The 21107-nt window shown below is 59.8% G+C and carries 17 protein-coding genes; 8 read left to right on the top strand and 9 right to left on the bottom strand.

The genetic code is table 11. The features are described 5' to 3' along the window. Positions 1–2 precede the first annotated feature (2 nt). Genes BGIM_RS0135440 through BGIM_RS0135430 form a run of 3 tightly spaced genes read left to right on the top strand, consistent with a single transcriptional unit; the run spans position 3 to position 6305 of the window. Entirely contained in the window at positions 3–1577 is a 1575-nt protein-coding gene (locus BGIM_RS0135440; protein WP_020474403.1) for a multiheme c-type cytochrome, read from the top strand. Then, positions 1574–3607, top strand: coding sequence for an NAD(P)H-dependent oxidoreductase subunit E (locus BGIM_RS58825; protein WP_020474402.1), 2034 nt, complete (start codon positions 1574–1576; stop codon positions 3605–3607). The genes BGIM_RS0135440 and BGIM_RS58825 overlap by 4 nt, the downstream gene beginning before the upstream one ends. Further along, complete coding sequence (locus BGIM_RS0135430; RefSeq protein ID WP_020474401.1) at positions 3600–6305, top strand: cyclic nucleotide-binding domain-containing protein; 2706 nt, start codon at positions 3600–3602, stop codon at positions 6303–6305. Before BGIM_RS58825 ends, BGIM_RS0135430 begins: the two co-directional genes overlap by 8 nt. Here BGIM_RS0135430 and BGIM_RS54025 read toward each other — a convergent pair. Beyond that, on the bottom strand, positions 6273–6653 hold the full coding sequence (locus tag BGIM_RS54025; protein WP_020474400.1) for a DUF3307 domain-containing protein: 381 nt from the start codon (positions 6651–6653) through the stop codon (positions 6273–6275). The genes BGIM_RS0135430 and BGIM_RS54025 overlap by 33 nt on opposite strands. Before the next feature lie 111 nt (positions 6654–6764). Between BGIM_RS54025 and BGIM_RS0135420 the strand changes: the two genes are divergently transcribed. The 4 genes from BGIM_RS0135420 (at position 6765) to BGIM_RS0135405 (ending at position 10008) form a co-directional block, all read left to right on the top strand. Further along, entirely contained in the window at positions 6765–6965 is a 201-nt protein-coding gene (locus BGIM_RS0135420; RefSeq protein ID WP_020474399.1) for a hypothetical protein, read from the top strand. 27 nt (positions 6966–6992) lie between these two features. Then, the gene (locus tag BGIM_RS58820; protein WP_020474398.1) at positions 6993–8492 is read left to right on the top strand and encodes a multiheme c-type cytochrome; all 1500 of its coding nucleotides are present in this window, start codon (positions 6993–6995) and stop codon (positions 8490–8492) included. Between the two features lie 82 nt (positions 8493–8574). Continuing rightward, entirely contained in the window at positions 8575–8928 is a 354-nt protein-coding gene (locus BGIM_RS0135410) for a hypothetical protein (protein ID WP_020474397.1), read from the top strand. Positions 8929–9009: 81 nt separating this feature from the next. After that, positions 9010–10008, top strand: coding sequence for a bifunctional heptose 7-phosphate kinase/heptose 1-phosphate adenyltransferase (locus BGIM_RS0135405; RefSeq protein WP_020474396.1), 999 nt, complete (start codon positions 9010–9012; stop codon positions 10006–10008). Between the two features lie 72 nt (positions 10009–10080). Here BGIM_RS0135405 and BGIM_RS58815 read toward each other — a convergent pair whose 3' ends face one another. The 7 genes from BGIM_RS58815 to BGIM_RS61770 form a co-directional block, all read right to left on the bottom strand. Next, entirely contained in the window at positions 10081–12201 is a 2121-nt protein-coding gene (locus BGIM_RS58815; RefSeq protein WP_020474395.1) for a protein phosphatase 2C domain-containing protein, read from the bottom strand. A 96-nt stretch (positions 12202–12297) separates the two neighbouring features. Continuing rightward, on the bottom strand, positions 12298–13401 hold the full coding sequence (locus BGIM_RS58810) for a serine/threonine-protein kinase (protein ID WP_020474394.1): 1104 nt from the start codon (positions 13399–13401) through the stop codon (positions 12298–12300). A gap of 196 nt (positions 13402–13597) precedes the next feature. After that, positions 13598–14251 (bottom strand): FHA domain-containing protein, encoded by a 654-nt coding sequence (locus tag BGIM_RS0135390; protein ID WP_020474393.1) that lies wholly within the window; start codon positions 14249–14251, stop codon positions 13598–13600. A 30-nt stretch (positions 14252–14281) separates the two neighbouring features. Then, the gene (locus BGIM_RS0135385; protein ID WP_020474392.1) at positions 14282–15634 is read right to left on the bottom strand and encodes a vWA domain-containing protein; all 1353 of its coding nucleotides are present in this window, start codon (positions 15632–15634) and stop codon (positions 14282–14284) included. A gap of 172 nt (positions 15635–15806) precedes the next feature. After that, positions 15807–16028 (bottom strand): hypothetical protein, encoded by a 222-nt coding sequence (locus tag BGIM_RS0135380; protein WP_020474391.1) that lies wholly within the window; start codon positions 16026–16028, stop codon positions 15807–15809. Between the two features lie 97 nt (positions 16029–16125). Further along, the gene (locus BGIM_RS0135375) at positions 16126–17187 is read right to left on the bottom strand and encodes an alpha/beta hydrolase (protein ID WP_020474390.1); all 1062 of its coding nucleotides are present in this window, start codon (positions 17185–17187) and stop codon (positions 16126–16128) included. 71 nt (positions 17188–17258) lie between these two features. Beyond that, the gene (locus BGIM_RS61770; protein WP_157369661.1) at positions 17259–19193 is read right to left on the bottom strand and encodes a DUF362 domain-containing protein; all 1935 of its coding nucleotides are present in this window, start codon (positions 19191–19193) and stop codon (positions 17259–17261) included. A gap of 427 nt (positions 19194–19620) precedes the next feature. On the opposite strand from BGIM_RS61770, the gene BGIM_RS0135365 reads away from it, so the two are divergent. After that, complete coding sequence (locus tag BGIM_RS0135365; RefSeq protein ID WP_020474388.1) at positions 19621–20040, top strand: site-specific integrase; 420 nt, start codon at positions 19621–19623, stop codon at positions 20038–20040. Between the two features lie 79 nt (positions 20041–20119). On the opposite strand, the gene BGIM_RS54005 is transcribed toward BGIM_RS0135365, so the two are convergent. Further along, positions 20120–21107 (bottom strand): DUF1559 domain-containing protein (locus BGIM_RS54005; protein WP_063607942.1); only part of this gene is annotated, 988 nt, incomplete at its 5' end.

Genomic DNA, 21107 nt, shown 5'->3' with positions numbered 1-21107 from the left:
ACATGGCCGAATCGTCCCAGAATCGCGAACGCGCCCGACCCTTCGGGAAGAACCGGCGGTATTTCCTCCGGGGCACCCCCATTGGTTCGGCGAAAGTACGGCTGAGCATTCTCTTCCTCATGCTGTCGCTCGGTTGGGTTGCGGTGGCGGCCACCTCCCGCGAACGCCGGGACAAGGTTTGCACACACGGAACGATCAGCCGTGCCCATGCTCCGTGGGCCGATCAATGCGATGCGTGCCATGTGCCGTTCAAGGGCGAGAACGCCGGGTTGTTTGAGACACGGGAGCGTTGGAACACCTTCCGTTGTGAAACCTGCCACGCCGGACCCGCGAATGATGTGAAGGTGTACTCGCCCCATCAACCGGCCAAAACCAACTGGAACAACCTGAACGCGGAGGATTGCACTCTCTGCCACAAAGATCATCAGGGGGCCGATTTCGCCCTCTCCAAACCTTCCGACTCGGCTTGCACCCAATGCCACGCCAATCTGAAGGATTACCGGCATGGCGAGTTGGGCGTAAACGGCGATATTCAACGGTTCGGTCCCGGTTCCGGGGAACATCCAAACTTCCGGGTGTTGGAGAAAAAGCCCGAAGAGGTCCGAAGTCTCAAGTTCAGCCATGCCGTCCACATGACGCCGGGGCAAACAACCAAATGGAAGTTGGATGACCTCGCCCCGGGCATGCGGGCCTCTTATCAGCGGTTCGCAGACAAGACGGGAATGATTACCCTTGATTGCACTGCCTGCCATGAACTCGATTCGAGCGGAACATCCGCGTTGACCCCGCCCCGCCAATCAGGACAGGTGTTTCTGCCAATCTCCCACGACAAGCATTGCGCGGCCTGTCATGATCTGGGCATCGGAGAAAAGGCGACGCAGGTGAACGCCAAACTCACGCCGTTCAGGGTCACGCACAAGGCGACAGCGGAGCAGTTGAAGGAAGAACTTCATCAAAAGTTCCTCAGTCAACTGACGGCCCCGCAACCGAAATCGCTGACATTGGAACACCCGCCCGGCCAGCGACTTGATCCTCCGATTCCTCGCGTGGCCCAGAGTGTGCAAGCCGAGGTGGATCGGCTGACGGCCGAGACCATGAAGGAACTCTTCGCCGGCCCCGCGACCAATCCGCAAGGTTCTTACGCCGGGGCCAGATATTGCCAGAAGTGCCATCTCGCCGAACCCGGCGAGGTGTTGACCCTGAAAAAAACCGATGTCCACCCCGTCTGGCTGACCGCCAGCCGGTTCAACCACTCGAAACACCGCATGATGGATTGCGCCGGTTGTCACGGAGAGAAGTTCAAGCCCCTTTCTGGTGAACTGCTGGCGAAGGACGAACTGGAACCGGCGGGCCTTCCCGGCATTGACAATTGCCGGACCTGTCACGCCCCGACAGGCAAAACGACCCAAGGGCAACCGCTCGGCGGGGCACGGTACGGCTGCGTCGATTGCCATACGTATCACAACGGGGAACATCCGTTGCACGGCCCCGGTTCGCCCTTCCGAACCCCGCCCGTCGGCCGGAGGCTGACCATCGAAGACCTGCTCCGTGGAACTCCGAAGGACACGCCGCGATGATCGTGCCCGGTTTGAACAAGATCCAAGAGCGCTTCGGCTTCCTGCCGGACGCGGAACTCCACCGCCTCGCGGGCGAACTCGGGGTGCCTCTGTATCGCATTCAGGAAGTCGTCAGTTTTTACCCGCACTATCGCAACGAGTGGAACCCGCCCCCCACCTTGGAAGTGAAGGTCTGTCGGGACATGGCCTGCCATCTGGCGGGGGCGCCGGTCCTAACGGACAAGTTGCGTCGGGAACTCAAGAACGTGGCGGCGATGACCTCAACGACCGTGACGGTCGATGGTGTTTCCTGTCTTGGCCGTTGCGACCGCGCGCCGGCCTGCATCGTCTCCAAGCATGACCCCAAGCATGCCCACAAAGAAGAGGAACATCATGAGCGAGTGTATGCCGGCCTCCCCCTGAAAACACTAGTCAGCGAACTTTCCCAAATCCTGGCCGGGCTGCCGACAGTGACGCCCGATGAAACACTTTCACGTGTTTACGGCGATGATTACAGCCTGCCGGACCTCACGCCGGATGTGTCGTATCATCCGTGCGATCCGAACAAAGCCTCGCCCAAAGACTGGCTGATCGATGTTTACGGCCGCAACCCGGAGTTGCTTCGCTACGCCGCCACACGGAAGTTTCTGGACAAGCATCCGCTTCCCGTGCCGCGGCCGACGGTCGAGGGGACTAGTGAAAAGGCCATTCAAGAACGCCATCCCTTCCTGTGGGAATTAAAACTCTCCAACCTGCTCGGCATGGGGGGAGCCGGAACCCCGGCGTTCAACAAATGGCGGGATGTGTGGATCGCCGCCGGGGATGAGAAATACGTTGTCGTCAACGGCGACGAGAGCGAACCCGGCACGTTCAAAGACCGTGAATTGCTGGTGAAGATGCCGCACCTCGTTGTCGAGGGCGTGCTGCTCGGCGTGCTCTTGACCGGAGCCTCGGCAGGCTTCGTGTTCATCCGACACGAGTATCACGAACAAATCGAGGCGGTGCAAAAGGAGATTGAGACGGCCAAAACCGAACTCAACAAAACCTTCCAACTCATCAATCGGCCATTCCCCCGATTGGAGGTTTTCACCAGCCCCGGCGGTTACGTCCTTGGCGAACAAAGCGCCCTCATTGAGGCGATGGAATCCAAGCGAGGCCAGCCCCGGAACAAACCGCCGGAATTGCAGACCAACGGCCTCTTTGACAAGCCGACACTCCTGAACAACGTCGAAACGTTCGCATGGGTTCCGAGCATCATGCTCAACGGCGGCCAGTGGTATGCCGGATTTGGCCAGAATGGCGGCAAAGGTCGTCGCTTGTTTTCCGTCTGCGGCGACCTGCAACATCCCGGCGTGTTTGAAGTGGAAATTGGCGAACCGCTTGGCAAACTTATTGAACTTGCCGGGGGGATGCGGCCGGGCCGGACGCTCAAGGCCATCGCCACCTCGGGACCGTCAGCCGGGTTCATGCCCGCCCGCCTTCCGGTGCGGCCGGGCGTTGCCGACCGGCTGAAAAAAGCCGTTACCGGCAAGAACCCTGCGATGGATCAGATGGCCACCGCCTTCGCGACCGAACACTTGATGAAGGACGGTCAGGATGCTCCGTTTGTGGATATCGGAGCCTGGCCCCTCGACTTGAATTTCTTCCGCGGGCCGGCGGCCGGATTGATCGGCGTGCGAATCGAGCCAATGCTCGGCGCCGGACTGGTCGTGTACGATGACACGCGGGACATGCTTGCGGAAGCCCGCAATTGCAACGAATTTTTTCGCAACGAATCGTGTGGCAAATGCGTCCCCTGCCGGATTGGAACGCAAAAATTGGTGGAGATCGGCACGGATTTGTTACGCCGCCGGGACAAAACGCCCGCCGGGGAAACGGCCATGCCCCCGGTCTTTGTGGAACAATTGAACTCCCATTTCGGCGAGCTTTGCACGACAATCAAAAACACGTCCATCTGCGCCCTCGGCCCGTCGGCGGCCGCCCCGCTGACTTCCGTGATGAACTTTTTCCCGCAGGACCTCGCCGCCAACCGGGAGCAACGCAATGCCTGATGAAATTGAATCACCGTTCGCCCGCGATGACAACGACGAGCTCATCCGCCGCGAGGAGGCGACCCGCTCCCAGTTTGAGCAACGAGTGACCGTCACCATCGACGGCCGGGTCGTTCGTGTTCCGAAAGCCGTGCCACTGCGGGATGCCCTCGGGAACTTCATTCGAGACGCGGAGTCCAACAAGATTCCGCGAGCGACAACGATCTATGATGCCGCGTCCCAAGTGTTCACTCGCGAGGAATTGCGGGAACGAATTCCCGTGTTGTGCCATCAGGAGCATTTGCATCCGGTGGCCGTCTGTCGCATGTGTTCGGTTCACTTGAAGAAAAAGGACGAACGCCGGCCTTCCTCAAAACTCTTTCCGGCCTGTCAGCACTTGGTGCAGGACGGGATGATCGTCACCACCCGGCTCGGCCCGGACAATCCGACGCCGGACGACACGAAGATCATTGACAATGTCAAGAACGCCACAAAGGTGCTGGCCGAGTTGCTCGCCGCCGATCACCTTCCCGCCGAAGATCACCGGGAAAACCGATACCGGAACGAACTTCGGGAACAAGTCGGCTTCACCGGAGCCGACCGGACACGGTTCAATTTCCGGCCGTCGGAAGCGGGACCGGCCCGCAATGAAAACCTGCATCCGAAATCCCGGCCGCCGTTCAACTCGCTGACCGGCCGGGCCGGATTGACCGTGCTGCCTTACGATTCCCGCTCGTTTCAAGTCAATCACGACCAGTGCATTTTGTGTGACCGCTGCGTGCGGTCCTGTTCCGAAGTGAAGCCGTTTAAGATCATCGGGCACACGGGCAAGGGTTACAAAACCCGCGTGAGCTTTGACCTCGATCTCGCCATGAACGAGTCGGGTTGCGTTCAGTGCGGCGAGTGCATGACCGCCTGCCCGACCGGGGCGATCACGCTCAATCGCCGGGTGAACCCGCTTGGAAGCTGGCCGGATGCCGCCGAACTGGAACAGCAGGCGTGGAAGAAACACCCGAACTTCCGGCCGGACGCGGATGATTACCGGCACGACCATCCCGGCCTGACCGTTTACAAAGACCCGGACGTGAAACTCCCCGCCGAGTTTCCCTCGGCCGCCGAATTGCCGGACGTGGAGTTCACTTACAAAGATCCACAGGACGGAGCGTCCAAGAAGATCAAACCGTTCTCGCTCATCCCGCTCACTTACCTGCGATGGAACGAAGGCGGCGTGCGACGGCGGGAAGTCAGGGCGGGGGATGTTCTGTGCCGGCAGGGAGAGTTTGGGGCAACCGCTTTTCTGCTCGCCTCCGGTGAATTTGACGTGTCAGTCACTCCGCCCACCGAGACAAAATCCGGCGGTCTGCTCAGCCGGCTGTTTGCCAAACGGGTCGGCGCCCCCGCCGAGCGGGTCGTGGCGTCGGTCACCCCCGCCGCGTTGATCCTCGGGGAAATGGCCTGTCTCACAAACACCGCCCGCAACGCGACCATCCGGGTGACCAAGCCGGGCGTTGTTTACGAGGTTCGCCGAAACGTGCTGACCATGATGGAACGCACGGAGGTGGGCCGGAGCGCTTTGCGGCCCATTTATTCCCAACGGGCCATCGCGGATTGTTTGCGTAATGGCAAACTTTTCGAAGGTCTCACGCCGGACCAAAAGGTGAAACTGCAAAAGAAACTGGAGCAGACCGGCGAGTTGTTGAAGGTGGAACCCGGCCAGGTGGTCTTGCGAGAGGGAGATCGCGTCGGAGTGTACGGTGAACGGGATTACAAGGGAGATTTTTACTTCGTGCGGTATGGGTCGATCAAAGTGAGCCGAAACCCGCTCGGGCAGGAGATCGTCCTGAACCGGCTGACCGCGAATGATTACTTCGGCGAAATCGCCCTGCTTTATGAGCCGCTGCTTGAAGGGGTCCGGAAGCAATTCATCTCTGAATCCGATCCAGATCGTCAGTTGGGGTTGCAAAAGCTAATCGCCCGGCTTGACAAGACGGACGCCCGCGTTCGCTCGGCCACCGTGACCGGATTGGACACCGTGGAACTTGTCCGCATTCGCGGCGGGGGATTCTTGGATTTTCTGGGCGAACACCCGGACATCAAAGAATCGCTGGTGGCAACCTACATCGAACGACTGCTGAAGGACAATTACGGGAATTCCACCCGCCAGCGGGCGATGGGCGAATGGCTCGGCCAGGGCTTCTACCAAGCCCGCAAAATGCTGGTTCTCGATCTCGAACGATGCACCCGCTGTGACGAATGCACCAAGGCCTGCGCCGACTCCCATCCCGGCCCGAAAGAAGAGAAAACCAGCCGGTTGCTGCGGGAAGGCCCGCGGTTCGGCAAGTTCCTCGTCGCCACCTCATGCCGGTCGTGCCTGACGCCGTATTGCATGGATGGCTGCCCGGTGGACTCGATCCATCGCGGGGCGAAATCACTTGAAATTCGCGTGGAGAACCACTGCATCGGCTGCGGGCTGTGTTCAAAGAACTGCCCTTACGAGAGCATTCAGATGCTCACGTTGCCAAACGCCCTGGCCAAGACAACCGAAGTTTCCGGCGAACGCCGGGCGGCCGATGTGCGGGTGGCCGTAAATTGCGATTTGTGTCAGGACACCACGACACCGGAAGAGGAACCCTTCTGCGTGTCGGCTTGCCCGCACGAAGCGGCCTTCCGCATGGACGGCGTGACCCTACTGAACAAGGTGGCTCCCGCCGAAGAGTGAGGCATCCCAAGCGGGGGCGGTTCCGGACCAAATCAGCCAGCAATAGCTGATCCGGCACAGAAGATGCAAGAATTGGTCGCTATGGATGTTGGTCCAGTTCTCGCACTTGGCAAAGTCGATGATCCAATGCAATACTGCCTCGATGAGGCCGAGCGTGATGGACCGGGTGACCAGATAAACCGCCCCGCCGTGGATAAAGGCGTGTGCCGACAGCCAGTAATACCACGGGACCGCTTTTTGCAGGTCTGAACGACTGTGCCGGTTCTTCTCGACAGACATCGGCCCGGATTGAAATGTGAAATCACACAACGCGTGGGCGCACATGAGCAAAAAAAACAGGGTGATCACGTCAAATCCGGTGTGACGGGTTGGGAACGGAATTATCTTGACACGCCAAGGCGTTTCGCGTCAATGAGATTTTATACGCTTATACGCCGGGATTTACTTGGGAGTTCAATCATGTCGAAACCAACGGACAAACGGTCGCCTGAGCCGACTCCGGAAAAAGAACCGTCGGAGTCGACGGTCGAAATGCCAATGATGAGAATTGTTCCGGATCTCAGCGAGCCACAGGACACGCTGGTGATGCCCGCGTTCAAGCTACCGAAAAAACCACACTTGGGCAACGATACCGAAGCCGCTGACAACGACAAGAAATAACCGGCCGTCGGCGAGGAGAGTCAGTTCATGCCCGCACGGTATTTGTTTCTCGGATTGCTGATCGGGGGCGTGGGCCTCGGATGGTATGCCGTCGCCGGTCGTCCCGTTGTTTCGACACCGTCAACCAAGGCACCTGATGATTCGTTGTGGCAAGTAACGCTCTTCAAAACAGGAATTGGCGATGAACTTCCTCGTTCGCTTGTTCTAAACAACGCCGTGGGAAACTCCGGTTGTTCCGCCCAAGGATGTCACGGGGCGGTGATGCCCCGCACCAAACCACTCTCGATCTGGGGCGCCGACGACACGGACCGAACTCGCTGGCGGGAAAGCTCCACCATTTTCAACGGCCACGATCCGCATCGACTGGCGTTCGATGTGCTTAAAAACGACCGATCAGCCGGGATACAACGCCGACTTCAGACGACAACACCCGCTTCGGAAGATTCGCGATGTCTGGCTTGTCACTCCAACCCGACGATGGCAAACGACAAATCAGAGGCGGCAAAGGCCATCCACGCCGACGGTGTCAGTTGCGAGGCGTGCCACGGGAATTCATCCGGTTGGATCGACGCCCACACGAAATGGGACGGATCGACGAATCGCCAGAGGGCCTATGTCAGCACAGGGATGACGCAACTCAATGAAATCAACGTTCGGGCCATGACCTGCCTGCGCTGCCATGTGGGATCGGAAGCAGAACCGGACAAAAACACCCCCCGACGGGACGTGAATCACGATCTGATCGCCGCCGGACATCCCCGGCTCAACTTCGATTTCGCCACATATATGGAACGCCTGCCCGCCCATTGGGTTGAGAAAGACCGGGGAGAGAAGTCCGGTGTCTTCCGGAATCAATCTGTGGCCGCGTGGTATTGGGTGATCGGTCGTCAAGCCTCGAACACCGCTGCCTATCGCTTGCTGGCCGACCGGGCCACTTTGGGAGAAAAAGCCCCGCAGGCCTGGCCCGAACTCTCGGAGAATGATTGTTTCTCGTGCCACCGGGGACTAGACCCCGAGCGGAAGAAATTTTCTCAGCCCCCCGCCCGCATCACCGGAGGGTTGGGCCGAGAATCGCCGCCGATATTGCATGCCCTTCAAAAGAACATCCCGCACACAGACGCGGTGGAAGCACTGATGAGGAAACCCGGCCAGTCTCCGGCCGAACTGGCGAAGTTGGCCCGTGCCGCCGCCGCTGAGTGGGAAAACACGATTGAGGCAAAGATCCATGAAAGCATCGGTCCGGGGGAGGATCGTATCCTTGCGAAGAAGCTCGCGGCCGCCGACCCGCCAATGACATGGGCCGAGGCTTGCCAGCGATTTTACGCCCTCGACTATTTCAACCGGATGGGAAAGAAAGGGCTGGACAAAGAGATCGACGCCGTTCGACCGCTCCTGCGGTTCCAGCGAGACCCTATTGAAATCAACAGCCCGGCGACTTCTGACCTGCCGACCGCCGGCCGAAAACTAAAGGAAATTGCGGAACGATTGTCGCAACCGGCCCCACCGGACGACCCGGCGAAGAAGTGAATCGGATGGATTGAAGCAAATGGCGCCGCCGGGTCGAACGTGAACGAGGAGCCAACCTCAATCAATCTGCCGGAATATCACCATGGGCGGCGTGCGTCGAATCTTGTTTATTTTGGTCGTCATCTTGACGGCCGAAACCGTGACGGCTGCCGATCCCGAATCCCCGCCCGCCCACACCCGGCCATCGCAGACCCCGGAACGATCCCCGCAGATCATCAATCGTGACGAGCGTTCCCGCCCCACGGATGGCACCTTCGGCTACGACACCCGCCGTCCGCTATTCCTTTCGCAAAGCACGGTGGACCGCCTGTTCCATTACCCCGCCGACCGCCGCTCCGGCGGCTACCGCACCGACGGCCCTCACGTCTTCGATATTTTGTCCATCCGGCCAATCAAAAAATCATTGCATCTTGAGAAAGGGAAGGCAGAGGAGTGAACAACGATGTCCCGGCCTGACTGTCCGTTTCCGTCATGACCCCGGACAATACACCCATCGCTTTTTCGCCTCGGGGTAAACATGCTCTCCCAAGTTCTCGTGGATCAAGTGTTGGCGGCCATCCCGCATCGTCGGATCGGCCTCGTCGGCGATCTGTTTCTTGACCGCTATCTCGACATTGACGCAGCCCTGACCGAACCTTCCATCGAGACCGGACTGGATGCCTACCAAATCACGGGCGTGCGGTCCAATCCCGGAGCGTTGGGAACCATCATCAACAATCTGGTGGCTCTTGGCGTCGGAAGCATCCAACCGGTGGCCCTCATCGGGGACGATGGCGAGGGATACGAACTTCGGCAAGCGTTGCAACGGATGCCGGGCGTCAGTCTGGACGGCCTCGTGAATTGTCCGGGAGCGAGAACACCCACCTACACCAAGCCCATGTTGCACCGGCCCGGAAAACCGGCCGACGAATTGAACCGACTGGACATCAAGAACCGGCGGCCGACACCCCGCATCGTGGAAGATCAACTCATTGATCTGTTTGAAAGCTGGTGGGAACAGGTCGATGCGTGGATCGTGCTGGATCAAGTCAGCGAAGAGGATTGCGGCGTCATCACCCGCAGGGTACGGGAGCGGATCGCCGACCGGGCCGGACAGGACGCCGGGCGGTTTGTGCTGGCCGACAGCCGGGAACGCATCAGCCAGTTCCAATGCGTCAGCGCCAAGCCCAACGCCCGCGAGGCCGAATCTTATCCGGGTGGAGCGGCCCAATTCGCCGTTGGTCTTGGCCGGCCCGTGTTTCTCACACGAGGAGAACAAGGCATCGACTTGTATTCGGCCGACGGGGAGTTGGAGAATGTGCCAGGGTATCCGGTGAACGGCCCCATCGACATCGTCGGGGCCGGAGACAGCACCAGCGCCGGCATCGCCTGTGCCGTCGTCTCCGGGTTGACAATGCGAGAGGCTGCCGCTTTCGGAAATCTGGTGGCGTCAATCACCGTGCAACAACTGGGAACAACCGGAACCGCCACCCCCGCCCAAGTGCGGGACCGTTACCGCGAGGTGAGTGGTTCATAAACTGGATTGCAGTCTTATACTCGGTCGGCTTGCGAAAGCCTGGCTAGGCCCGCAAACACTTTGCTTTGACGATCACGACACCCGGACGACGGCCACGGTGACGTTGTCGTTGGCCCCGTTCAGGATAGCCATGTTGATGAGCCTCCGGGCGGCCTTCTCGGCGGAGGGGGATTCCCGGAGGACGGCTTCCATTGTCGTGATGTGCAATTGATTGGAAAGGCCGTCCGAACAGGCCATCAACCAGTCCCCTTCGGAAAGGGTGAGTGTCACCATCTCGGGAACCACTTCGACGCGGCCGCCGATGGCTTGTTGAAGTTCCGACCGCCGGGGATGGGTTTCGGCTTCTTCTTCGGTGATGTGCCCGAGTTCGACCAGTCGACTTACCAACGTCTGATCGCGCGTGATCATTTTCAGACGACCGTGGTGCATGTGATACACCCGGCTATCGCCGACGTGACCGATGACGCACTGCGGCCCGTCGATCAAAATCACTTCGAGCGTGCATCCCATGCCGCGACCACCGAAGCCATAACGCGAGGCGTCATAAACTTGTTTGTTGGCGAATCGGATGGCTTCGGCCACGCGGTCTTGATGGATGGTCGCGCTGCGGGCCGGCGATTGCCGATCTTCCGGCCGGACCATCAGGCAATCGGCGGAGAACTGCTTCGGCGGGATGAGCAGCGTCTTCAGGGCGGTGATTTCCTTCTCGGCCTTCTCCGGGTTGTCGAAGATACTTCCCTTCAGAAACTGGCCCGGACCGGAATTCGGATCTCGGCCAACTTCTGAACCGGGCGTTTGCAGCGCGGCAAACGGGGGTTGGAGCAATAATTTTTGCCGGACGGTTTGCACGGCCATCGCCGCCGCCACCTCGCCGCTTTCCATGCCTCCCATGCCGTCGGCCAGAACGATGAAGGCGACGTCATCGCGGTCATCCAGCCGGGATTCACTGCTATGAAAGATGGCCACGGCGTCTTCGTTGCCGGACCGGATCATGCCGGTGTTGGACCACGATGCCATGTCGTGATGGACATAATCGAGGTTGCGCTGGCACGTCCTTAGTGTGTCGATGAGTTCACGGAATCCGGTCGGGTCCGTCAGTTGGCCATCGCCGGTGGGAAACCGGTCTTCAATTTCCCGCACGAAGGTTTTGCTCAACACACGGGCGAGATACGGGCTGACGTCCGGGCAACGGTCGATGTAAGAGCGTGGCTGGCCGGTGAGGTTAAAGTCGAGTTCCGTGAGTTCGCGGCCCATCAACAGGGCGTGGAGTAAGGCTCCGAAAACATACAAGTCGGCTCGTTCGGTGGCTTCCCCCGGCGTCAGGACCAGTTCCGGAGCAGTGGAAAAACTCCCCTTCAACGGCACATTTCCGGGCAGCGGGAAGGGCAACAACTCACCCAGATCCCGAAGGATGGCTTGGCCGCTCGGGGAGATCACGAACATCTCCGGGCGAAGCCCTTCCAAGATTGCCCCGGCCGTGTGCAGGTGTTCGATGGCCTCGGCAATCTGGATCAGCCAACCGCAGCGCTCGGCCCAAGTGGCCGCCTCGCCGTCCCAAGCTTCCCAAAGGGGAATTCCCGTCGCGGCTTCCTCGATCAGGTAATTGGTTCCGTTCTCGGTGAATGCGTCGATCAACCGGGGCAGGGAGAGATGAGCCGCCCGAACGAGAATCCCCTGCTCCCAGGCAGTCCCCGGCCAGCGTCCCGCGCCGGGGGAGATTTCCTCCAACTCTTCCGTCGCCTGTTCCTGTCCGTCTTCCGGAAGATCAAATTCGTGGGTGGATGAATCGACATCTTGGCGATGTTCCGAAGGAATAATCGCCTCCTCCAGCGAAGGCACGGTCTGAGCGAGAACAAGCACCTGCACGGGATGTTCCGGCGTGCCAGTGTCCACCCCCCGATACCGGAAAACTCCGGAGCGGGCACCCAAAAGGGCCTCCAGTTGATAGCGCCCGCCGATCAAGGCCGACGGAATATCGGAACTAGTCTCGGCATTACCGGAAGAAAAGATGTAGCCGCACTCGCCGCAATAATCCCCCTCCGGCGGACGTGCCGCCTGACATTGGGGACAAATGGCCAGGGCAGAAACCTCGGAGTCATCCCCGCCGACTGTCAGCGTGTGGTCCGACTTCCCGGCCAAGATGGGTTCTGTGGGAAGCGGAGTCGAGTCGGAACTAATATCGGGTTCGGTCACGGTGTTGAGAATTCCGAAGGGGCTTATCAGACATGGTAACCCATCACAAGTGTTTTTCGATGGGGAAGTTCCGAAAAGCCTGGCATGTTCCGACCGTCAGGACAATCGCGATCCGCATCCCGTGCAAAACCGGCAACCCACGGGATTGGCCCGCTCGCACGACGCACAGAACGAACCCGCCGGGGACAGCGCCTCCGCACAGTGCTGGCAGTAGGGTTCACGGGCGGGCGAGAAGCGTTTGCAGGCCGGGCATTGCACTTCCCGCAGGACTGCTTGCTTGAGGAGATCCCGCCGCAGGGCCGCCGCCTCGAAGTAACGATCATTGCGATCCTCGCTCAGATTGATCGCCATTAATTCGTAAAACCATCGGTCGGCGACCGGGTAATCAGCGAGATGGTCAAGGATTTCCTTCCCCGTGAAAAATCCTTCCGGCGCATGGCCCGTGGCAAGATGGATGAGCGTGCCTGCCAAGGCAAACACATCGCTCCGGGGTTCGGGCCGGCCGATTACCTGCTCCGGGGGGGCGTATCCCTCGGTATACACTTTCGTCTTGGCCACTCCGCGTTCGCGGATCGTGTGCCCGAGTTCGCGGGCCGTGCCGAAGTCGATCAATCTGATCGTGCGGCCGTCCGGCATCAACATGATGTTTTCAGGCTTCATGTCGCGGTGGATCAACGGCGGATTCATCCGGTGCATTTGTTCCAGCACGTCACACACGGCGATGCCCCATTGCGCCACCTGCGGTACGGGAAACGGCCTGGCGCCCGGTTTTTCCAAGTGGTTCAGGAGATTGTCCCCAGGAATGAACTCCAGCACGAGATACGCCGCCGTGGGCAAATCGATGAATTGGTGCAACCGGGGAACTGCCGGGGCGCTTTGGAGCATTCCCAGAATCTCGGCCTCGCGCCGGAAGAATGTCTTGCGAAGTGTAAACTCGCGAGGCTCGGGTGCGATCATCTCCTTGATGGCGACCACGTCGCCGGTTTTCATGTCCGTGCCCCGGTAGACAATGCCGAAACCGCCGGTCGCCAGGGAACAATCAATGCGATAACGGTTGGCAATCATCTGGCCGGCAGCGCTGGGAATCGGCGTGTTGCACCGCCGACAAAGGCGTTCGCCCGGCGGGTTCAGCGTGCCGCAGACGATGTTTGGGCAGACATTCGGCCGTTCCTCCGATTCCTCAATCTTCGTGAGGCGCAAGAGGAAACCGCAATCTGGACAGCTATCGGCAGATCGAGGAACGACGGCCGAACAGGACGGACATTCCAGTCCGGACTCTGGGGCCGTAAAGGTGAGCTGACATTTCGGACAGCGGACGGGCTTGCCGGAGAGAGCCGCCGGCAGGTTGAGCTGACACCCGCAGGCCGGACAGGGAACGACCTGGGGCATGGGGGTATCAGCCGAGGAGTAGCTTCATGTGAACGGTTCCGATTTGAATCACGTCATTTTCCCGCAGTTCCTTGGACTGGCCGGGATAAACCCTCGCCCGGTTCACGAAACTGCCGTTCAGACTGTTCAAATCCTCAATGGTCAACTGTCCGTTCTCGAACGAGATAACCGCGTGCTGCCGGGAACACCAAATCCGATCCGGGGCCTCTTGGTCGTCCAAGTCAATGTCCACGGGTTTGTCGTCCGTGCGGCCGAGGTAGTTTTTCCCCGGATACAGGGGATATTGCATATCGATCTTCATGCCCCTCAACACCACCAGTCGCGGTTTGTTCCCGAGGGCGGGCGGGGGCTCCGCGACCGGCATAATCGTCGGCGGGGAGTTGTAATCCTTTGTCGTGATTGCTTCGTCCGGCTGATAGATGCCGATCGTCGGCGGGGCGGCCACTTCGGGCGTCACCGGTTCGAGGGTGATGGGTATCCCAGATGGTGTTAAGACCTCGCTGAGCGTGATCGGCACGGGGGTTTGTTCGGCGGTGTCTTCTTCGTTCATGGGTATTGGTTTGTTCGGTGGGGTGGCGGAAGGCATGTCCAGATCGGCTTTGCAATGCTCGCAAAACAAGGCGCCATCTTCGTTCTCATATCCGCAGGACGGGCATTTCATCGAAAAGCGCTCCGGGAGACACAGGGAGAATCAACCGCCGACAGGTTCGTCCGTACTGCGGACGGCATCATCCACGTCGCCACGAGTCATCAGGATTCTTCTCACCGCTGAGACAGGTTCGTCCGTACTGCGGACGGCATCATCCACGGCCAGCATCGTCTTGCGGCTCACCTTGCCGGCTCCGTCCAGTTCCTGAAGAATTTGCTCGGCGAGCATGGTTTTGCGAGCACCTCGCGGTCCGAGGACGGTGCTCTTGCGGGAGATTTGCTGGGCCACCTTGCGGATATCATCGACCTTTTCCGTGATGATGGCCGTCTGCAAGTTGTTGTTGAGTTCAAAAATCTGGACTTCGTCGATATGGCGGGCGACTTCCGCGTTCACATAGCCGTGGGCGACGGCGGTGTAAGCCATTTCCAAGGGAATCGGTCCCGTGGAATGCACCTGTCCGTCCCCGAGTTCATATTTCACTTCGACTTGGGCGACGACGTACTTGCCGTCCGGCCGCTTGGGCAGGCTGAGATCAAGGATGTATTTGGACGGGGTGGACTGCTCAAGCGTCCCCAGTTGGGCGATCAGCAATTTGTCGCCCGGAGTCAGAGGCAATTCTTGGATTTGCGGGGCAACCTGCCGGACCCGTTTTAGTTTGATGTCCTTCATCGGCCGGACTTCCAGGCGGACATTCACCAAGCCCGCGTCCGCAAGCCGGTCGAATTCGGCCAAGAAGACCCGCATGGCCTCCTCGGATTGATCGGCATCAATGTAGTACCACCGGCCGTTGGACCGAGCGGCCATGTCCTTGATGAGGGCGGTGTTCCACTCGGTCCCCACCCCCATGACGCTGAAGGACACCTTTTGCTCGGCCGCCAGCCCGGCGAGTTCCCGGCACTCCCCTTCGCCGGAAGTTTCACCGTCGGTCAGCACGACCACCTGATGAAGTCGGCCTGCCTCGTCGGGGGATTTCAACACGTCGATGGCTTTTCGCAACCCCTCGTTCATCGTCGTGCCGGCCTGATCGACATTGAAGCAATCGATCCGGTCCAGCGTGGCCGCGATGGTGGCCGCCTCGGCCGCCGGGGTGACGGGCAACACAACCTCGGCCCCGTTGGCGAAGGCGATCAACGCCACGCGATCAGTGGGTTTGAGCTTTGAAACAGCCGCCGTGGAGGCTTCCCGCACGCGGTCCAGCCGGGACTTGCCCGCCCCGTCGGACCAGTACATCGAACCAGAGATGTCAATGCACAAGACAAGCGTGAGGGGGAGGCCGGGGCCACCTTCGCCGGTCGGAATTAGTTTCAGGAGGGCGTAACTGGCGAGCGAATCACCTGGCACGGCGATACTCTGCCGGTGCATCATTCGTTCGAGAAGCAGCCGGGGAGACGACATGCCATAGTCCTGTGATGCACGCCAAAAGAATTGCTCACTATGGGTTTACCACACGCGACGCCCCGGGGCAAGCGAGTACCTGCCGAACTCCGGGGACTTGCGAAAAATATCCATATCCAATACGGGCCGTTCCGGCCGGGGAACGAATCTTCCGGCCGGATTTCTTTCTATTTCACAACGGCGACTCATCCGGCTCTTCTCTCGGACGAACGCGAGGATCGGGTGGAATCGGCACATTTGGGGGCGGAAACTCTTTGGCATTCATGTCTTCCTCCTCGTCCGCAACCGACTCGGGCCGGGGAATGGCCGAAAAGGGAGGAAGCTCGTCGTAACGGGGATGAGGGGATGTCGCCACATCAGGCAACCAGACGGCTTCGGGTATCTCAGGTTCCATATCGACCTCTCAATCACGAAGAGGACGGGCGAACCTCACAAATTAGCAATATCTGTGCCATTGTTTGACAAAATTAGGCAAGATTGAGAACGCCGCTTCATTTTCCCAAATGCTTGTCCAAAAACTTGAAGGCCACTTCCCGCACCTCATCGGGAAAATCGTGGGCGCAGTCCGGATAATTGGCCTGCAATTTGTCCCCCGCCTTCAGCAACTTGTACACCGGTTCGGCTGCGTTGATGCAATCCTTCACGCCGCTCACCTCGAAATTGTTGTCCCTCACCGGAGCACTGGCCAGAAACGCCCGAGGGGCGAGGGCGGCGATGGCTTCCGTGAAGTCCCAAGGAATTTTGTCCCCCTTGGCCTCATACTTCGTTTTGATTAACGGCATATATCCGAGGTGGCTCCATCCGGTCACATTCCCCTTCATGTATTTTGGAAAACTGTTGAAACCGCAATTGGAGACAACGCACTTGATGCGTTCGTCGAAGACACCCAAGAAAATCGAGTTGTGCCCGCCAAGGGAATGGCCGATGGCCCCGATTCGGCTGCCATCCACTTCCGGCAATGATTGCAAATAATCAACGACTCGCATGTGGTTCCAGATCGCCTTCATGGTCGCGCTCTGGTAACCAAGGGCGTAGGCATCCACTTTGTACTCCCCCATTTGCGGATAATCCGGGACGATGGCCACATAGCCCCGCTCCGCGAGATGAACCGCGTAATGCCGGTCGGCCTTTGGACCCAATCCCACCGGGACGCCCTTGCCCAAGATTTGATGCGTGGGATGAAGGCAGACAACCGCCGGGAGTTTACCTTCCCGTTTCTTGGGCATCAACAGATAAACCGGCAGCCGGTCCCTTTCCTCGACGGCCATTGTGAACTTGATGCGGTTGTAGGTTCCCATGTCCTTTTCTTCGCTGACTTTCACATCGAAGGGAACTTTCTTCTTGGACTCCGGCAACGGCCCCATCACCAATTCCATGTTGGCCAGAATGTGGGCACGGCGCTGTTTCCAACCGGCTTCGTCGGCGATCGGCATCTCCTTCCCGGCGGCATCGCGGACGACGAGAAGCTTCGAGTGATCGGGATACGCAATCGGTTCGGCGGCGGTCGCAAAAACGGCGGCGCCAAGAAGAAGGGAGACAGCACAACGATTCACGAAAAAATCTCCAAGTGACGCATCAAACAGTGACAATCAAGGAGAGTTCGGACAGCCCAATCGACGACCGGTCAAACGGCGGGTTTCTCCGGCATCAATATCGTCTCCATCTTTGGCGGCCAGACATAATCCTGGGCCATCGACGCGATGGTTTCGCCAATCTGCGGAATGTCAGCCTCGGCCAATCGACCGAGTTTCATGAGATTTCCGAGAACAAGCGTGGGGATTCGCCCGGCCGGGAGTTTCATCAACCGGCAACACGTTGCGTCCACGGCCACCAAGTCCAGACCCATCACCATGACACCGGAATGGCGGGCATCGCCGGAAAGGGGACCATCACCTTCCATGCCGACGATGCCATCAACGATGGCCATGTGCGGCGTTTGCGTCAGGGCGATGTCAATGATGCTGTTCGGAATCCCGCGCCAGTGCAGCTCGTTCTTCGGCCAACCGTAACAGATTCCGGGCATGATGCCGAATAAATTCTTCAACGAAAGCGTGGCCCCGGCCCAGTGATGGGTCTTCATCTTCGGCAGGGAGATAAACACATCGGCCGACATGACCGTTCGCGGCATATACAGATAATCCAACCCGGTCGTCCGGCCCAGATTAGGGACCTTCACCGGCTCGTCGTGGTTCAGGTCCACGAACTTCACATCGTGTTTTCGCAGCACCCGGCCGAGGCCAGATTCCTCAACGAGAAACTCGACGTTTCGCCAGTGGCCCGGCCCCTCGGCGACGATGACCTCGGCCGCCCCTTCCGCTTTGCAGAGTTGAATGACGGCGTCAATAAATCGCGGGTCCGTGTTAATCACCTGGGCCTTGCGAAACTCGACGAGATTCGGCTTCAAAACAATCCGCTTGCCCGCGAACGGAAGATGTGGCCGGTAATGTTCGTACTGGCCCTTCAGAACCGCGAGCAGATCGCCCTCATATTCCGGGGCTTTGCCGATGTGGATGCTCCCGAACTCCGGCGGTTGTCTCATGGCCCCCAGACCGCGGATCATGAAATTGCGGACCTTCGACTTGATCCCCTCGACAAATCCGGGCTTCGGGGGGGCCTGCGGTTTCGCAGGGGGAACGGTTTCCCCGGTTGCGGGAACAGGCCGGGCGTTTTCCCCCGTGAGCCGCAATGGGTGCCGTTCGGAAGTATGCAGGGCGAGTTCAACCAAGGCGTGCCGCAAGACACTGACCGGCCGCCCCTCGGCGGTCTGCGTGTCATACGCGCGTTGGATTTGGGCGTCGAGTTTGGGCAAAAACTCCCGAACGGCCGGGTCGTGATCGTGCGCGGCCAGCGCCAGTTTCGCCCAGCCGAGGTGCTCCAAGTCGGTCATCGGTTCGACCACCCGCATCAGATATTGGCGGGCGGCGGCCACGCGGGGGTCGTCGCTTCCCTGAAGGGCGAGCAGAAAAATCGCCGTCGGGCCGGGAATGGGTTCGGTGATGATCCCCAACATCCGGCGGCTGCCATAATTGATGCCACCATCCTCGAAACAGCGGTCCAACAGCAATTTCACCCCCTCGATCACGCGGGGGTGATCCCCCTCCCCGTTGAGGCGAAGAGCCAGCACCGCCCACGCCGTCGGCTCGGCCCAGGCGAATGTGCCATCGGCCCATGGCCAGCCGACCTTGGTGGTGTCAATGTCAACAATCTTGTCCACCTCGGGGTCGCCAATGATGGTCCGGCCGCGAACCTCCAGCAATCGGCGAATGGACGCCTCTCGGTTTGCCTTCGGTTCGCCAAGGGCCGCGCGTGCGGCGAGAGAAAGTGCAGTCGGCCAAAAGGCTTCCGGCCGGCCCCGCAGCAGGCGGTAAAGGCCCTTGCCATCGGACTGGGTCTCAAGGGCCGCCCGGCTGCGGGCGATGAGATCCGCGTAGGCGGCTTGATGACCGGCGAGGGCCATCAGGGCCATGCAAGTGGGTTCCAGTTGGATTTCCTGATCCCGTTGATAACCCCAACCGCCGTCGGCCCGAACCAGACTCACTAATGCATCAAGTGGCTTCACGATCAACCTCTTCCGTGGATGGCTCGGGGCATTTTAGCGGATGAACGATGACAAGGAGACGAGGAGACCGGTTGACATGGTGAAAAAGGCTGTCACCGCATGTGCTTTCCGGCGGACGCGGTCGAGCCGGGGGGCTCCGATTCTGGCAGTAGGTCACCAAGGCGGTCCTGGACGGGCACAACCACTGGCTGGAGGAGAACGACTACCATGACAAGACGCAATACATTGAGCTGACCGTGCTCAAGCAGATCCCGAAGTGGATGGTCGGCGAGGGGGCTGCTGCTGGCCTCGTGCCTGTTTCGCCACCCGCTTCAGAAACCCACCGGCACCTCGCGGTATTGCTACACCCACGCCGAAGTGCGGGCGATCATCGCGTATTGCCGGGCCGATCCCTCGCGGCGGTGGCTCGGGGACGCGGTGGTGGCGGTTGGCCCAGACCTGCCTGCAAATCGGCGAACCGGCCGCGCTAAGATGGTCGGACGCGGACGTGAGTCGCTGGCTGATCACCCTGACCGGCACCACGCGGTGGAGTCGACAATCGGAGCGCCACGCGGCCCGGACGACGAAGTCGCACCGGGATCGCTCGCTGGCCGTGCGCGAGGACCTCAAGACGGCGCTGCGGGGATTGCGGCGGCATTCGGACAACCGGATGCCTCATGGTCCCAAGGGCGGACGGCTCAGCCCGGACAAAACGCTTCGGGCACTCAAGAAAGTGTTGGCGACCCTGGGGGAACGGTTCCCGACCGCAGACGGCAATGGAACCGGGCGAGGGGGTGTTTCCCCTCGCCCGGTGAATGACTTCGGCCGGGCGTGGGCAAAGTGGCTGAGCGATCCGATGTTCTCGTGAAATCGAAAAAGGCTGTGGATTGCCTGCGCAGAAGCGGACCCACAGCCGTCACTTTACGACAAGCGATCTGGTCAAATCATTACGGGACGGTTTCGCCGCCGGATCGTGTGCAATACGCCCCGACGACCGCCAGCGTTGTCGTGCTGCTGACAAATCTCACCGACCCGTCGCCGATGCCAATGTTCACCCCGCCGGTGTGGGCGGCATTGAGGGGAAAATTGGCGCCAACGTCGTTGTTCAAGCCGTTCGCTCCGGAGCCGGGATCGGAAGTCGTCCAGCCAGTTTGATTGATCATGTATCGGACGGAGGTGCAGTTGAAGTGGCGTCCGTCGCCCCAACCGCTCTGCTGTCCACCGGTGTTGTGCGCCGCCCCCATGGCCCATCCATAGATGCCCGAGCTATTGCCCACCCCGGAACTATACCCGGTGATTGGTTGTCTGTTGACATCGCGAACATGATCGCTCTGTTCGCCGATAAACCATGTGTTGCTCAGGCCATCGGTAACCGAGGCAAACGAAATCATGCTGCCGGCAAACAGAACGCCGGTGTCGCTGGCATAAGAGCCGGCGCCGTTGCAGCATCCTTGCGAATAGGTTCCCGTCCCGCCGGGAGTGATCGCCGACCCGGCGATTCCGGTGTAAGAGGTAAGCATCCGGCTGATGCCGTTCCAACTGTTGAAGGGAGGAACCGGCGAAGAAGGACAACGGTAAGGCTTGATGGTGACGTTGTTGATCAGTGGCCCGTTTGTCCCGTTGGTGTATCCGCTGCTGTTGTTGAACTGCCATTGTGAATAAATCGCCGTCTGCTCGATATAGGGGAGGATGTACACTTTCCACGATGAACCCCAGCCCACCCCTCCGTTGCCGAAGGGAGCCACATCGTTGCCGGCGCCGGGAGGCAACATGTTGTTGACGTCGTGGTAGCCGTGCAAGGCCAGCGCTTGTTGCTTGAGGTTATTGGAGCAACTCATGCGGTTGGCGGCCTCGCGGATCTTCTGCACGGCGGGCAGAAGCAGTCCGATGAGGATGGCGATGATCGCAATCACCACCAAGAGTTCAATGAGGGTA

Source organism: Zavarzinella formosa DSM 19928 (assembly GCF_000255705.1).
Taxonomy (GTDB): Bacteria; Planctomycetota; Planctomycetia; order Gemmatales; family Gemmataceae; genus Zavarzinella; species Zavarzinella formosa.
The sequence above is the reverse complement of the archived record's forward strand: the minus strand, read 5'-3'. Positions and strand labels throughout refer to the sequence as shown.

What these genes read in the sequence shown, in the direction of transcription:
- BGIM_RS58820 (WP_020474398.1), top strand. Translation starts at nt 6,993, where the DNA reads ATGCCCGCACGGTATTTGTTTCTCGGATTGCTGATCGGGGGCGTGGGC.
- BGIM_RS0135405 (WP_020474396.1), top strand. Translation starts at nt 9,010, where the DNA reads ATGCTCTCCCAAGTTCTCGTGGATCAAGTGTTGGCGGCCATCCCGCAT.
- BGIM_RS0135385 (WP_020474392.1), bottom strand. Translation starts at nt 15,634, where the DNA reads ATGTCGTCTCCCCGGCTGCTTCTCGAACGAATGATGCACCGGCAGAGT.
- BGIM_RS0135390 (WP_020474393.1), bottom strand. Translation starts at nt 14,251, where the DNA reads ATGAAATGCCCGTCCTGCGGATATGAGAACGAAGATGGCGCCTTGTTT.
- BGIM_RS0135420 (WP_020474399.1), top strand. Translation starts at nt 6,765, where the DNA reads ATGTCGAAACCAACGGACAAACGGTCGCCTGAGCCGACTCCGGAAAAA.
- BGIM_RS0135430 (WP_020474401.1), top strand. Translation starts at nt 3,600, where the DNA reads ATGCCTGATGAAATTGAATCACCGTTCGCCCGCGATGACAACGACGAG.
- BGIM_RS0135410 (WP_020474397.1), top strand. Translation starts at nt 8,575, where the DNA reads ATGGGCGGCGTGCGTCGAATCTTGTTTATTTTGGTCGTCATCTTGACG.
- BGIM_RS0135440 (WP_020474403.1), top strand. Translation starts at nt 3, where the DNA reads ATGGCCGAATCGTCCCAGAATCGCGAACGCGCCCGACCCTTCGGGAAG.
- BGIM_RS0135380 (WP_020474391.1), bottom strand. Translation starts at nt 16,028, where the DNA reads ATGGAACCTGAGATACCCGAAGCCGTCTGGTTGCCTGATGTGGCGACA.
- BGIM_RS58825 (WP_020474402.1), top strand. Translation starts at nt 1,574, where the DNA reads ATGATCGTGCCCGGTTTGAACAAGATCCAAGAGCGCTTCGGCTTCCTG.